The sequence below is a fragment of the Deinococcus apachensis DSM 19763 genome (genome assembly GCF_000381345.1).
GTDB classification, from domain to species: domain Bacteria; phylum Deinococcota; class Deinococci; order Deinococcales; family Deinococcaceae; genus Deinococcus; species Deinococcus apachensis.
Genome location: NZ_KB906402.1, coordinates 25889 through 39310, shown reverse-complemented (window position 1 = coordinate 39310; position 13422 = coordinate 25889). Strand labels below are relative to the sequence as shown.

Genomic DNA, 13422 nt, shown 5'->3' with positions numbered 1-13422 from the left:
GGAGCTGACGTGAAGTTCCGCCCTTTCCCCAAGGAGACGAGATGAACACACCCACGAACCGCCGCGAGGTGTTGCGGTGGGGCCTGACCCTGGGCGGCGGCCTGCTCCTCGCCAGTTGCGGCCTGAACAAGGTGACGGTCCTCAGCCCGCCGGAGGGAACCAACGATCTGGGTGCCCTCGCCGTGACTTCCCCCACCGTGGCGGGCACCGCGACCTGGAAGGCGCAGCCCCCAGGGAGGCAATCACCCTGCTCACCACCCGGCCCACGCGGGTGATCGTCCACCACACGGCGACAGCCAACGTCACGGACTATTCGCAGGCGCAGGGCTACTCGCTCGCGCGGTCCATCCAGCAAGCCCACTTCGACCGGGGCTGGATCGACTCGGGGCAGCACTTCACGGTCAGCCGGGGCGGGTACGTGATGGAGGGCCGTCACCGCAGCCTGGAGGCGGCGCAGGGTGGCAGCCAGCATGTGCGCGGCGCCCACTGCGAGGGCTTCAACGACGTGTCGGTGGGCATCGAGAACGAGGGGACCTACACGAGCACCACGTCCCCGGCCGCGCAGTACGACGCCCTGGTGCGCCTGTGCGCGTGGCTGTGCGGGCAGTATGGAATTCCCGCCACCGAGCTGTACGGTCACCGCGACTTCGTGAACACGAGCTGCCCCGGGGACGCGCTGTACGCCCGGCTGCCGCAGCTCCGGCGGGACGTGGCCGCGCGGCTGGGCGTCAGCGTGCGGGTCTGGCCCACCACCCGCGGCGGGCAGAGCGGCGAGCGGGTCAGGAGCGTGCAATACCTGCTGCGCGCCCGCGGCCAAACCGTGACGGTGGACGGGGCGTACGGGAGTGGCACGGGAACGGCGGTCAGCGCCTTCCAGTCGGGGGCCGGACTCACGCCGGACGGGGTGGTCGGTTCGGCCACCTGGGAACGGCTGATCCTCACCGTGCGTCAGGGCGACAGCGGGGACGCCGTCCGGGCGGTGCAAAGCCAGCTTGGGGCCAGGGGCTACACGGTCACCGTGGACGGCGCGTTCGGCCCCGGCACGGAGAGCGCGGTACGGGGGTTCCAGTCGAGTCAGGGGCGGACGGCGGACGGCGTGGTGGGGCCGAACACCTGGCTGGCGCTGGTGAGCTGAAGGGGACAACGGGGGGACAGGATGCTGCGGCTTCCCGCCTGCTCCTCCCGGCTTGCCGCTTTGCCCCTCCCCCGGACGCGCTAGCGTGGGGCATGCGCCCCACCGAGCTGACTCCCGGAGAGATTGCCGACTTCCTCGACACCGCCTTCCAGCACGAACGGGGCGGGGACAGGATCGGGCTCACCCTTGAGCAGCGCATGGTCCTCGCCGACTACCTGGGCTGCCATGAGGAAGTGCGCGCGGCGGCCTGGGACGTGTGGCAGACGAGGCTGGAGGCGAGCGGGACGGACCTGGGGGACGCGGAATATTGGCTCGACGTGGAGTTTATCGAGCCGTGCCCCCAGGAGCGGGAGGCGTGAGGGGCTGATCGGGAGGTGGGGGGAGTGCGCGGCGCCCCCTCACTCCCCCGTCTTCTCGTCCAGCAGGGTCAGGTCCTCGTCCAGCCGGTCGTCCAGATCGTCGATCCCGCCGCTCGCCTCGCCCAGCGTCGTCTGATTCGTGCCGACATCCACGAGATCGTCGTCGGTGATGTCGCGGTATTCCTCGGTGACTCCGTCGGGAAGATGCCTGCTGTCGTCCATGTCCGTCATGTCCTGGGGGTCGGTCATACCTGTTCCTTTCGAATCCCCCAGAGGGTAGAAGACCCGCAGGGCGGCGGACATCTCACCTCCATAAACGGACGTTGACCCTCGGCCCGGTGGAAACCCCCGCGGCATCCACGGCGTACCGGACGGCATGAGTGTCCTGCCGTCGGCTCCCGCCGCCCTCGAACTGCGCGACCTGCACAAGAGCTTCGGCGGGCGGGCGGCGGTTTCCGGGGTGAACTTACAGGTGGAGGCGGGCGAGCTGTACGCCCTGCTGGGGCCGAACGGGGCGGGCAAGACCACGACCATCCGCATGATCGCGGGCCTGACGCGCCCCGACCGCGGGGAGGCCCGGATCGGGGGCTTCAGCGTGCAGGGGGAGGCGCGGGAGGCCAAGCGGCTCCTCGCCTACCTGCCGGACGACCCGCTGCTGTACGGCAAGCTCACGCCCCCGGAGTACCTGGAATTCGTCGCGGGGCTGTGGGGGATGGACGCGGAGCGGGCGGCGCGCCGGGCCGAGGAGTTGCTGAGCTGGCTGAACCTGTGGGAGCACCGCGCGGAGCGGGTGGAGGGCTTTTCACGCGGGATGAAGCAGAAGCTCGCGCTGGCGGGCGCCCTGATCCACGACCCGCGCCTGATGCTGCTCGACGAGCCGCTGACTGGGCTGGACGCGGCCGCGGCCCGGCAGGTCAAGGACGCGCTACGGGCCTTCGTGGCGGGTGGGGGCGCCGTGGTGCTGACCACGCACATCCTGGAGGTGGCCGAGCGCCTCGCCGACCGCATCGGCATCATCGCCAGTGGGCGGCTGGTCGCGGAGGGCACCCTGCCCGAACTCCTCGCCCGCACCGGCACGGCGAGCCTGGAGGACGCCTTCCTGCACCTCACCGGGCTGGACGCCCCACCGGCCAGCGTCCCCCTGGAGACGCCGTGAGGGCCTCCCCCGGCAGCCTGAGGTGGCTGGTGGGCCAGCAGCTCGCGTGGCAGTGGCGGGGCCTGGGCGGGCGGCAGCGCCGGGGGCTGGTCGCCGCGCTCGTGATCGTCGCGCTGCTCACCCTGGGGGGCTACGTGGGGCTGCGGCCCCTGCTCGCGGGGGCGAACCTGAATGCCCCCCTGCCGGACCCCGTGCTCGGCCCGGTGCTGCTCGCCGAGGGGTTTCTCCTCACCGTGATGGTCTCGGCGGCGGTGAGGGCGGCCCTGGAAGCGCTGTTCACCCGGGGCGACCTGGACCTGCTGCTGCACTCGCCCGTCCCGCCGCGCACCGTGCTCGCGTCCCGTGCGTTGGGGGTCGCGCTCTCGGCGGGGCTGGCCTCGGCGCTGATCCTCGTCCCGCTCCTGCTGATCCTGCTCGTGCTGGGAGCGTGGCGGGGGATTGGCCTGCTGAGCTGGTGGGCCAGCGCGTCCCTCCTCGCGGGCAGCCTGGGGCTGTGGCTCACCTTGGGGCTGGTGCGGTGGTTGGGGGTGCGGCGCACCCGGACCGCCGCCTCGGTCGTCGGCGCCGTGCTGGGCGCAAGCGTGTTTCTGCTCTCCCAGTGGGGGAATCTTTCGGGGGGTGATGGGACGGCATTGTTCGCCGCCGTCTCCCGCTTTGCCCCCGGAGTTGGGGGGTGGCCGGGTTCGCAGAGTCCGCTGTGGTTCCCCGCCCGGGCGGCCTGGCTGGAACCGCTGCCGCTGCTCGCCCTCCTCGTGGCCTCGGGGCTGATCTTCGCGGGCACGGTGACGGCCCTGACCCGCCAGTTCACGCGGGGTGTGCAGGAGGCGGGCGAGTCCGGCGGGCGCCGGGAACGCCCGGGAGGAAGGACGCGGCCCCTGCGCTTCGCCCCGGGCACGCGGGCCACGCTGCTCAAGGAGTGGCGGCTGATCGGGCGCGACCCGGAGGTGCTGTCGCGCACCCTGCTGCAACTCGTGTATTTGGTCCCGCTGTTCGTCTCGGTGGGCCGCGCGAGCGTGCGGGGGGCGGCGGGGGCCGCTGCCGTGCTCCTGACCGCGAACCTCGCCTCCAGCCTCGCCCGCCTCACCCTGGACGCCGAGGACGCCCCCGACCTGCTCGTCTCGGCGCCCCGCAGCCCGGCCGCCCTGCGGCGCGAGAAGTGGCTGGCCGCCGCCCTGCCCCCGGCCCTGCTGGGCACCCTGGCCCTCCTCTCGCTGGCGGCGCGGGGGGTCCTCGGCCCGGGCGCCCCGTCCGGCCTGCCCCTCCTGGGGCTGGTGCTGCTGGGCACCGGGGGCGCGGCCCTGATGGTGCTGTGGCAGCCCCTCCCCCTGCGGCGGGCGGACGCCTTTCGCAAGAGGGAGGCGCGGCCCCTGGTCAACGTCATCTTCAGCCTGGTGTTCCAGCTTGCCCTGAGTGCCGCCGCTTACGCGACCACCCGGGGGCAGGCGTGGGGGCTGGCGGCCCTCCTGGTGGCGCTCCTCGCCCTGGGGGTCGTGTTCGGGCTGCGGCGAAGCGACGTGCGGTGAGGGGAACGGACCTGCCCCAGTTCTTCAGGCAACGAGCAACCGGGCGTCGGCTTGTCGGCGAAAGATGATCCTCGTCCCGCACCCTCAAGGACTGGACAAGATGGTTCGCCCGCGAGGGGATATATAGTGTGCGGGCAGTTGCAATTCAGTGGACGGCAGGGCCGGGTGCGTCGTCGACAAGGGTCGTTGAATGACGGCGCGGCGAGACGGTACCACGTCCCCCTCGTCCAGACCGTTTCCCCAGCCTGTTCCCCCGGAGGTCCCCACCATGCCCCATCTGCCCCTGCGTTCCTGTGCCCTCGCCCTGACCTCGCTGCTGGCGCTGTCCGGCGGCGTTACCCTGGCCCAGATGGCGCCCGCGTCCACAGCCGTTTCCCAGGCCGTCTACCCCGGTGACCCCCGGCCCGACGCCCCCGAACTCAGCGCCCGCGGCCCCTATATGGTGGGCGTCCGCACGCTGACCTTGACCCGCAAGGACGTGCCCGACATCGCCCGGGCCGCCGCCACCTCCCCGGCGCCCAATCCGCTGCCCCGCTACGACCGCCGCCTCACCGTCGAGGTGTGGTATCCCGCCACGCTGGCCCCCGGGCAGGTGCAGTCCACGATGTACCAGGACGCCCTGGGGAGCGGCCCCGGTGACCCCAAACGTCCGGTCGTGCCCTTCACCTTTCCGGGCCGGGCGACCCGCGACGCCGCGCCGAATGCCACAGGTGGCCGTTACCCGCTCGTCATCCTCTCGCACGGCTACCCGGGCAGCCGCTACCTGATGAGCTACCTGGCGGAGAACCTGGCGAGCAAGGGCTACGTGGTCGCCTCCATCGACCACACCGACAGCACCCACGCGGACAAGGCGGCCTTCGCCTCCACGCTGCTCAACCGCCCGCAGGACGACCAGGCGGTGCTGGACGCCGTGGCGGCGCTCTCGACCTCGGGGACCAGCTTCCTGAACGGGCTGGTGGACGCGAACAACACCGCGCTGGTGGGGTACAGCATGGGCGGCTACGGGGCGCTCAACTTCGCCGGGGCGGGCTTCGCCGATCAGGTGCTGGGCTTCGTGCCGGGCGGGGCGCTGAAAGCCCGCCAGAGCGGGAACTTCAGGGTCGATCCGCGGCTCAAGGCGGTGGTGGCGTTCGCGCCGTGGGGTGGGGACGCGGCGGTGCGGTCCATCGGGGTGAACACGGCCGCCGAGTTCGGCTTCTGGAACGCCGCCGGACTCGCCGCGATCCGGGTGCCGACCCTCTTCATCGTCGGGGACCACGACGACGTGGCAGGCTACGAGCGCGGCGTGAAGGCCCTGTTCGAGAACGCCGTGAACTCCGACCGCTACATGGTCGTGTACCAGAACGCCCGCCACAACTCCGCGCCCAACCCGCCCCCCGCCGCCAGCCTGGACAAGCCCGAGGACTACGGCCACTACGCCGAGCCTGCCTGGGACATGGGGCGGCTGAACAACCTGAACGAGCATTTCGTGACGGCCTTCCTGAACTACCGCCTCAAGGGGCAGGAAGGTGCCGCCGCCTACCTGAACGTGCCCACCCCAATTGCCCAGAACGGGGTCTACAGCCGCAATCCGGACGGCACGCCCAAGGCTGACGACACCTACTGGAAGGGCTTTCCGGCCCGCAGCGCCCTGGGGATCGAGCTGTACCACCTGAAGCCCCGGTAGGGGTAAGGGGAGCGGGGCTGGGCTTCCAGGCCAAACCTCACCCAGAAGACGAAGTTGGGGTTCTCCTCCAAGCGTTGAGCGGTGCCGATCAGGTTCAGGGGGCCCGGCGGGGCGCCTTCTGCGGAGGTCATTCCTTCACCGCCCCGGCGCTGAAGCCGCCGACCATGTGGTTCTGGAAGAAGGCGAAGAGCAGCAGCGGCACGAGGGTGGCGACGATGGCCGCGGCCGACACGACCTGCCAGGCGTTCGTGCCGTACTGCCCCTGGAACATGTACATGCCGGTGGCGATGGTGCGGCTGTTCACCGACGACGTGAGAATGAGCGCCAGGAAGAACTCGTTCCAGGCGTTCACGATCACCATCGTCCCCGCGGCGAGCAGGCCGGGGCGCACCAGGGGCAGCACCACCCGCCGGAACGCGCCGAAGCGGGAGGCCCCGTCGATCATCGCGGCCTCATCCAGGGTGGCGGGAATGCGGTCGAAGGAGGCCTTCATGATCCAGATGGAGAAGGGCACGAAGGCCGCCGAGTAGATCAGGATCAGGGCGGACAGCGTGTCGAGCAGGTGGACCTGCCGCATCATCATGTACAGGGGAATGACGTTGCTGACACCGGGGATCATCTGAGTGCCCAGCAGAAGCAGCAGCCAGGTGCCCTTGTGCCGGAAGTTGAAGCGGGAGAAGGCGTACCCGGCGACGGTGGCGAGGCCCAGGGCCAGGGCGGCGGTGCAGCATGCGACGACCGTGCTGTTGAGGAACAGGCGGGGGATGGGCGTGCCGAACAGCACGAAATGGTAATTCTCCAGAGTGGGCCGCGCAGGGATCCAGCGGGGCGGGACGGTGAAGAGTTCGTCCAGCGATTTGAACGACATTGACACGACCCAGAGGATCGGCAGGGCAGCGAGCAGGCCGACGACGAGGTAGGCCGCGTAGACCAGGGGGGCGGCGCGGCGATGGGCGAGCCGGGTCATAGGGCGCCCTCGCTGGTGTTGCGGAAAAGGCGCACGTAAACGACCACCAGGGCGACGTTGATCGCAAACAGCACCATCGCTATGGCCGCCGCAAAGCCCAGGTCGTACTGCTTGAAGGCGGCGTTATACATGGTGAGCGCCAGCACCTCTGTCCCCCGCGCCGGGCCACCGTTCGTGAGGGCGAAGACCAGCGCCGTGACGTTGAAGGTCCCTAGGGTGTTATTGACCAGATTGATGAGCAGCGTCGGCGTGATCATCGGCAGGGTCACGAAGCGGAAGAGTTGCCGCCCGTTCGCCCCGTCGATGCGGGCCGCCTCGTACAGCTCGTCGGGGATGGCCTGCAGGGCGGCGAGCTGCAGGATCACCGAGAAGGCCGTGCCGCGCCAGACGTTGACCAGGATCAGGGAGAAGAGGGCCACGGCCGGGGTGCCCAGCCACAGCACCGGACCAAGGCCGAACTTCGCCAGGAAGGCGTTGAGCAGGCCGTATTCACCGCCCGCCAGGATCATCTGCCAGGTGAACCCCACGACCACCTCGGGGATGATCCAGGTGGCGAGGATCAGGGTGCGGACGAGGACGCGCCCGCGGTACGGCAGGTTGAGCAGCAGCGCGAGGCCGACCCCCAGCCCGATCTGGAGGAGGACGCTGCCCGCCACGAACACGAAGGTGTTTCGCAGCACGAGCACGATGCTCTGGTCGGCGAAGAGCCGCGCGAAATTCTCGAAGCCGACGAAGCGCGCGCCGCCCTGCAGCAGCGAGGTGTTCGTGAAGCTGAGGTACACCGTGTACGCCGCCGGGATGAACGTGAGCAGGGCGATGAACAGGAAGGCGGGCAGCAGGTAGGGGAGCGCGAGCGGAAACCGCCCCCGGGGGGGGCGGCCAGCGGCAGGCCTGGACGTGCTGGTGAGCATGGGCGGGCCTCAGCGGTTCTGCTGGCGGGTATACTGGGCGGTCACGGCCTTGCCCGCGTCGTCGATGGCCTGCGCCGCCGACTTCTGCCCGGTCAGGTAGGACTGGATGGCCTGCTGAATCTGCTCGGACATCACCGGGTAGATGGCGACACCCGGCCGGGTCTGCCCGGCGGTCACGGCCTTGTTGACCGTCTGCCAGAAGGCCGAGGTGTAGAACTTGTCCTTAGAGGTGGAGAAGCGCACCGGCACCTGGGCGGTGGGCTTGTAGCGCTCCAGCTGCACTGCCGGGCTGTTCCAGAAGGAGATGAACTTCCAGGCCGCCTGCTGCTTGGCCGGGTCCTTGGTGAAGATCGCCCAGGTGAAGCCGCCGTTCATCGCGGAGGGCTTGCCGCCGGTGGGGGCGGGGAGCACGGCCGCCCGCCACTGCTGATACGTGTTCGGCGCGATGGGCTTGAGCCCCCCCTCCACCGCGTTGTTGTTGCCGATCACCATCGCGTAGCGGCCGGAGGCCATGCCCGCGTACAGCGAGTCCCCGCCCTTGAGTTGCAGGGCGTCCGGCGGGATGACCTTGCTCTTCTGCAGGTTCCCGAAGAATTCAAGGGTCTTGATCGCGGCGGCCCGGTTGCTGCCCTGCGCGAAGACCGGACGGCCCTGCGCGTCGATGAGCTTGCCGCCCAGCCCCCAGAACTGCGTGAGGAAGAGGTCGGCGGTGAGGTATTCGTGCGGCCCGAAGGCGATGCCCACCCCGTATACGCCGCTCCCCGTCAGCTTCTTGGCGTCAGCCATGAACTCCGCCCAGGTCCGCGGGGGTTTGTTGGGGTCGAGCCCCGCCTTCTTAAAGAGCTCGGTGTTGTACCACAGGACGCGGGTGTCGGTTTCCGACCACACGGCGTACAGCTTGCCGTTGTACTTCGCACCCGCCAGGAAGGGCGGCTTGTAATCCGCGCGGTCCTTGGCGCTCCAGAGGTTGTCGAGGGGTTGCAGGGCGCCCAGCGACGCCAGGCGCTGCACCCAGATGGAATCCACGTACGCGAAATCGGGCGGGTTGCTCGCCGCCGTGGAGGTCAGCAGCTTCTGCTCCAACTCGTTGTAGCCCTGCGGGTCCCAACTGATCTTGATATTGGGGTTTTCCCGCTGAAAACGCTGCATCAGCGCGCGAACCGTCGGGTCGGTGGTCGGACTGTTCGGGTCGAGCCAGTTGCCGATGGTCGCGCGAAGCTCCACCGTCCGCGCATTCTGCGCGAGGGCGGCGGTCCCCAGGGCGAGCGTGAGGGCCAGGGCGTACTTCATGACGTCTCCTTCCGCGCCCCGTGCGGACAGGGCGGCGTGGCCTGCGGGCAGGCAGCGCGAGGTCGTGAATTGTCGCTCTATACACCCCCAGCGTAACACCCGCATTTCTGATCGTCAATCTTTTTTTAATTTGATAAAGTAAGAGAATCTCCCCCGTCTCCCCTGTGCTGCCGTCGAAAGGACCCGTGTGAACACGTCCCTCCATGCCCTGCGCGGCAGCAATGCGACTCTGGTCAAGGCCCAGAACCTCTCCAGCGTCCTGATCGCCATTCACCACCTCCAGCCGGTCTCGCGCACGGACCTCGCCGCCAAGCTCAATCTCACGGCCGCGACCCTCACCAATCTGGTCGGCGAACTCACGAGCCTGGGGTTCGTCGAGGAGACCCAGAGCCCCCACCGGCAGATCGGGCGGCGGCCCCGGCTGCTCACCCTGAATCCGGCCACAGCTCACTTCGTCGGCGTGGAGATCTCGCGCACCCGGGTGCAGGCCCTCTACGTGGATCTGGGAGGCACCATTCATGGTCGGGTGACCTGCCCCCTCCCGGCCCAGCAGCCGGGGCGTTTCGTCCTCCAGACGACCATCGACGCGGTCCGGGCCGTGACGGAGGGCCGCCCGCCCATCGTGGGCATCGGGGTCGGGGTGCCTGGGCCCATCGACCTGGAGCGCGGAATGGTGCTGACCCCGACCAACTTTGGCGGCTGGGCCCACGTGCCGCTGACGGGCCTGCTACAAGGCGAATTCGGGGTTCCCGTCTTCATCGACGACGACGCGCGCACGGCCGCGCTGGGCGAGCACGCCCTGGGCGCCGGGCAGCACGTGCCCAACATGCTGTATGTCTCCTTGGGCAAGGGCATCGGCTCGGGCCTGATCCTGAATGGCAGCCTGTACCGGGGCACCCACGGCCTCGCGGGGGAGATCGGGCACACGGTCCTCGACGTGCGCGGGCCGCGCTGTGACTGCGGCAACCACGGCTGCCTGGAGACCCTCGCCAGCATCCCGGCCGTCCTGCAGCGGGCGCGGGACGTGGGCCTGTCTGTGGACGGCATCGAACAGCTCCTGAAAGCCGCTACGGGGGGCAACGCCGCCGCCGCAACAGTTCTGGAGGACACTCGGACGTACCTGTCCGCCGCGCTCGTCAGCGCCGTGAACTTCTGCGACCCGGACCTCATCGTGGTGGGTGGGGCACTCGTGCAGGCCTGGCCCGGCCTCGTCCCGCGACTCGGCGCCAGCGTTCGGGGCCATTCCTTTCAGCAGGTGTCCTCCGATGTTCAGATCGTCGCGTCCGCCACCGGGGAGGATGCCGCTGCCCTCGGCGCCGCCACGCTGGTGCAGCAGCATGTCCTGCTGCGCCCCGACGTCGTGCGCGGCGTGACCCGCTCCTGAGCGCCTGAACGAAGCCCCACTCCCGTGTCCGCTTCCCGGGCGAACCGGGTAAGAGTTCTGCAAGGGCCAGGGCAGCCATTATGGAAGGCGCTCCCCGGGTGGGCGGCTTCCCGGCACCGCCCACACCTCCCGTTTCCTCTCCTCGGCCAAGGGTGGCTATGTCTGCGGCACCGCACAACCCCTCCCCACTTCCCGCTCCTCCAGAGCCCGCGTTTGCGGCACTCCTGGAGCTGTACGCGCGCCTCGCCCACGCCCAGGCCGCCTGGCTGACGCTCACGGACGGCGAGACGACCTGGGCGGGCGGCTGGCCGGGGAATACGGTGCCGGGTCCCCAGGTGCAGGCGTCCGCCACGATGTTTACCTTTGAGCAAGGCGGGCTGGGCGGAACCCTGCGGCTGTGGGGGGTGGAGTCCGGGCAGGAGGCCGCGCTGCACTCCCTCGTCACCTGTCTGCGGCACGAGTGGGCGCTCCATGCCGAGAGCGCGGCCCTGCGCCAGGCACACGACCAGTTGCAGGCGATGGTGCAGGCCGCACCCCTGGCCGTCTACTCGCTGACGCTGGAGGGCCTGGTGAGACACTGGAACGCGGCGGCGGCCGAGACCTTCGGGCTGCCCGGCGAGCAGGTGCTCGGGCGGGAGGTCGAGGACGACCGCCTGCGCGGGGCCTTTGCGGCCCTGCGGCGCAGCGCGGCCCGGGGGCAGCACCCCATCGCGCCCCAGCACCTGCAACTCGAGCGCCCCGACGGCGCGCAGGTCGACGTGACCCTCACCGCCGCGCCCCTGCCCGGCGGCCTGGTGGGCACGGCGCAGCGGGTCCCGCGCGAGGAGGGCGAGCGGCACCACACCCTGCGCCAGCTCGCCCTGCTGGAGTCGGTCCTGGCGCACGCCAACGACGCGGTGCTCATCACCGAGGCCGAGCCGCAGGACCTCCCGGGGCCGCGCATCGTCTATGCCAATGCCGCCTTTACCCGGACGACCGGCTACGCGCTGGAGGAGGTGCTGGGCCAGACGCCCCGCATCCTGCAGGGGCCGCGCACCGACCGCCGGGCGCTCGACAAGATCCGCGCGGCCCTGAAGCGCTGGAAGAGCGTGCAGGTCGAGGTCGTGAACTACCGCAAGGACGGCAGCGAGTTCTGGGTCGAGCTGTCCATCGCGCCCGTCGCGGACGAGACCGGCTGGTACACCCACTGGATCTCGATTCAGCGCGACATCTCCGAGCGCAAGCAGTTCGCCGAACACCTCGACCGTGAGCGCGCCCGGGTGCTCGAACTCGCCGCCAAGAACGCGCCCCTCTCCCAGGTGCTCGCCCGGCTGGCCGGAACCCTGGAGCGCCAGTTCGAGGGACGGCGGGCCGCCATCGTGCTGCCCGGCGAGCCCCCGCAGGTCTACACCGTTCACGGCGATGCCGAGGCCGAACGCGAGAGCTGGGGGCTTGTCGCGGCGCGCCCTGGGGAACCCAGCTTCACCCTGGGCTTCGGGGCCGCCCCGAAAGAGTGGCATGTCTGGCGTCACCCGGTGCGGGGCGGTGACGGCGCGGCGCTGGGCGGCCTGATGCTGCTGGGCAGGGGGACCCAGCCGCCGAACGCCGACGAGCGCGCCCAGCTCGACGGGGGCGCGCAGCTCGCCGCCCTGGTGATCGAGCGTTACCAGGCGCACTCGGCCCTGGAGCCCCACGCTCTGTACGATTCCCTCACCAACCTGCCCAACCGGGTACTGTTCGAGCGCGAGCTCAAGCGCACCCTGGCCGGGGCCCAGGCGGCGGGGCGGGCGGTGGCCGTCGGGCTGATGGACCTCGACCGCTTCAAGCTGATCAACGACACGCTGGGGCACAGCGTCGGCGACGCCCTGCTCCAGCAGGTCGCCGCCCGGCTGCGGGGGGTGCTGGGGAGCGGCGACCTGCTCGCCCGCATGGGCGGCGACGAGTTCCTGCTCGTGCTGGGGGGCGCGGCCACCTCGCCGGGTATTCAGGCGGCGGCCACGCGTCTGCTCCACACCTTCACCCAGCCCTTCACCCTCTCGGGCCACGAGGTCTTCGTGCGGCCCAGCATCGGGTTCACAGTCTTTCCGCACGGGGCGACGGCGGTCGAGCACCTGCTCCAGCAGGCCGACACCGCCATGTACCAGGCCAAGCGCCGGGGCGGGGGCTACGCCGTCTACTCGCCGGAGGGGGAGGAACCCCTCGCCGCGATGACGCTGGAAACGGCCCTGAATCGCGCCCTGGAGCGTCAGGAATTCGTGTTGCACTACCAGCCGCAGTTCGCGGCCCGCACCGGGCAACTCGTGGGGGTGGAGGCGCTGCTGCGCTGGCAGCATCCCGAACTCGGCCTGGTGCCGCCCGCCGACTTCATCCCCCTCACCGAGGTGACCGGGCTGATCGTGCCCATCGGGGCGTGGGTGCTGCGCCAGGCCTGCGAGCAGGCGGTGGCCTGGAGCCCCCTCGCGCCGGGTCTGCGGATGGCGGTGAACCTCTCCGCGCGGCAGTTCCAGGAGCCCAACCTGATCGAGACGGTGACCTGGGCGCTGCGGACCTCGGGCCTGAGCCCGGGGCGGCTGGAACTCGAACTCACCGAGAGCATGCTGATGCAGGCGCTGGAGGCCAATGAAACCCTGCAACGCCTCAAGGACCTCGGCGTGCGGGTGGTCGTGGACGATTTCGGCACCGGGTACTCCAACCTCGCCTACCTCAAGCAGTACCCCATTGACGGCCTGAAGATCGACCGCTCCTTCACGGCGGGCGTGGCGAGCCGCCTGCCCTCGGCGGACCGCGACGAGGCCCTGGTGCGGGCGGTGATGAATCTCGCCCAGGCGCTGGGGCTGGAGGTCACCGTGGAGGGCGTGGAGTCGGCGGGCCAGCTCGACTTCCTGCGCCGCCACGCCTGTGACTATGTGCAGGGCTACCTGACCGGGCGGCCCCAGAGCGCCGAGGAGTTGGGCCGCCGGCTCAGGGAGGGTGCCCTGGGCCTCGCCGCCGAGGAGGAACTGGGCGGCGCGCGGTAGCGCGCTCCCCGACCCCACAATGCCCGTCACGGGTT

12 protein-coding genes are annotated in these 13422 nt (G+C 70.4%); 8 read left to right on the top strand and 4 right to left on the bottom strand.

Features of this window, described 5'->3' with window-relative positions; all coding sequences use genetic code 11:
* Window positions 1-41 precede the first annotated feature (41 nt).
* From F784_RS27070 to F784_RS0109985, 3 genes are all read left to right on the top strand, one after another.
* The gene (locus F784_RS27070) at window positions 42-275 is read left to right on the top strand and encodes a hypothetical protein (protein WP_019586591.1); all 234 of its coding nucleotides are present in this window, start codon (window positions 42-44) and stop codon (window positions 273-275) included.
* Window positions 272-1135, top strand: coding sequence for a peptidoglycan recognition protein family protein (locus F784_RS22815; protein WP_019586590.1), 864 nt, complete (start codon window positions 272-274; stop codon window positions 1133-1135). The genes F784_RS27070 and F784_RS22815 overlap by 4 nt, the downstream gene beginning before the upstream one ends.
* A gap of 92 nt (window positions 1136-1227) precedes the next feature.
* Entirely contained in the window at window positions 1228-1494 is a 267-nt protein-coding gene (locus F784_RS0109985; RefSeq protein WP_019586589.1) for a hypothetical protein, read from the top strand.
* A 39-nt stretch (window positions 1495-1533) separates the two neighbouring features.
* On the opposite strand, the gene F784_RS0109980 is transcribed toward F784_RS0109985, so the two are convergent.
* Window positions 1534-1743, bottom strand: a complete 210-nt coding sequence (locus F784_RS0109980) for a hypothetical protein (RefSeq protein ID WP_157465165.1) — start codon at window positions 1741-1743, stop codon at window positions 1534-1536.
* Between the two features lie 127 nt (window positions 1744-1870).
* On the opposite strand from F784_RS0109980, the gene F784_RS0109975 reads away from it, so the two are divergent.
* The 3 genes from F784_RS0109975 (at window position 1871) to F784_RS0109965 (ending at window position 5839) form a co-directional block, all read left to right on the top strand.
* The gene (locus F784_RS0109975; RefSeq protein ID WP_019586587.1) at window positions 1871-2650 is read left to right on the top strand and encodes an ABC transporter ATP-binding protein; all 780 of its coding nucleotides are present in this window, start codon (window positions 1871-1873) and stop codon (window positions 2648-2650) included.
* Window positions 2647-4173 carry a hypothetical protein gene (locus F784_RS0109970; RefSeq protein ID WP_019586586.1) on the top strand — a complete coding sequence of 509 codons (1527 nt, stop codon included), beginning with the start codon at window positions 2647-2649 and terminating at the stop codon, window positions 4171-4173. The genes F784_RS0109975 and F784_RS0109970 overlap by 4 nt, the downstream gene beginning before the upstream one ends.
* A gap of 268 nt (window positions 4174-4441) precedes the next feature.
* Window positions 4442-5839, top strand: coding sequence for an alpha/beta hydrolase family protein (locus F784_RS0109965; protein WP_019586585.1), 1398 nt, complete (start codon window positions 4442-4444; stop codon window positions 5837-5839).
* Between the two features lie 127 nt (window positions 5840-5966).
* On the opposite strand, the gene F784_RS0109960 is transcribed toward F784_RS0109965, so the two are convergent.
* Genes F784_RS0109960 through F784_RS0109950 form a run of 3 tightly spaced genes read right to left on the bottom strand, consistent with a single transcriptional unit; the run spans window position 5967 to window position 9007 of the window.
* The gene (locus tag F784_RS0109960; protein WP_019586584.1) at window positions 5967-6806 is read right to left on the bottom strand and encodes a carbohydrate ABC transporter permease; all 840 of its coding nucleotides are present in this window, start codon (window positions 6804-6806) and stop codon (window positions 5967-5969) included.
* Window positions 6803-7717: a carbohydrate ABC transporter permease gene (locus tag F784_RS0109955; RefSeq protein WP_019586583.1), complete on the bottom strand. Its 915-nt coding sequence runs from the start codon at window positions 7715-7717 to the stop codon at window positions 6803-6805. The genes F784_RS0109960 and F784_RS0109955 overlap by 4 nt, the downstream gene beginning before the upstream one ends.
* A 9-nt stretch (window positions 7718-7726) precedes the next feature.
* Complete coding sequence (locus tag F784_RS0109950) at window positions 7727-9007, bottom strand: ABC transporter substrate-binding protein (protein ID WP_019586582.1); 1281 nt, start codon at window positions 9005-9007, stop codon at window positions 7727-7729.
* A 187-nt stretch (window positions 9008-9194) separates the two neighbouring features.
* Between F784_RS0109950 and F784_RS0109945 the strand changes: the two genes are divergently transcribed.
* Together F784_RS0109945 and F784_RS24525 are read left to right on the top strand one after the other, a co-directional pair.
* Window positions 9195-10391 (top strand): ROK family transcriptional regulator, encoded by a 1197-nt coding sequence (locus F784_RS0109945; protein WP_019586581.1) that lies wholly within the window; start codon window positions 9195-9197, stop codon window positions 10389-10391.
* A gap of 158 nt (window positions 10392-10549) precedes the next feature.
* A complete protein-coding gene (locus F784_RS24525) occupies window positions 10550-13387 on the top strand; it encodes a sensor domain-containing protein (protein WP_019586580.1) in 2838 nt (945 codons plus the stop codon).
* Window positions 13388-13422 lie beyond the last annotated feature (35 nt).

What these genes read in the sequence shown, in the direction of transcription:
- F784_RS27070 (WP_019586591.1), top strand. Translation starts at nt 42, where the DNA reads ATGAACACACCCACGAACCGCCGCGAGGTGTTGCGGTGGGGCCTGACC.
- F784_RS0109965 (WP_019586585.1), top strand. Translation starts at nt 4,442, where the DNA reads ATGCCCCATCTGCCCCTGCGTTCCTGTGCCCTCGCCCTGACCTCGCTG.
- F784_RS0109975 (WP_019586587.1), top strand. Translation starts at nt 1,871, where the DNA reads ATGAGTGTCCTGCCGTCGGCTCCCGCCGCCCTCGAACTGCGCGACCTG.
- F784_RS0109985 (WP_019586589.1), top strand. Translation starts at nt 1,228, where the DNA reads ATGCGCCCCACCGAGCTGACTCCCGGAGAGATTGCCGACTTCCTCGAC.
- F784_RS24525 (WP_019586580.1), top strand. Translation starts at nt 10,550, where the DNA reads ATGTCTGCGGCACCGCACAACCCCTCCCCACTTCCCGCTCCTCCAGAG.
- F784_RS0109960 (WP_019586584.1), bottom strand. Translation starts at nt 6,806, where the DNA reads ATGACCCGGCTCGCCCATCGCCGCGCCGCCCCCCTGGTCTACGCGGCC.
- F784_RS0109955 (WP_019586583.1), bottom strand. Translation starts at nt 7,717, where the DNA reads ATGCTCACCAGCACGTCCAGGCCTGCCGCTGGCCGCCCCCCCCGGGGG.
- F784_RS0109980 (WP_157465165.1), bottom strand. Translation starts at nt 1,743, where the DNA reads ATGACCGACCCCCAGGACATGACGGACATGGACGACAGCAGGCATCTT.
- F784_RS0109950 (WP_019586582.1), bottom strand. Translation starts at nt 9,007, where the DNA reads ATGAAGTACGCCCTGGCCCTCACGCTCGCCCTGGGGACCGCCGCCCTC.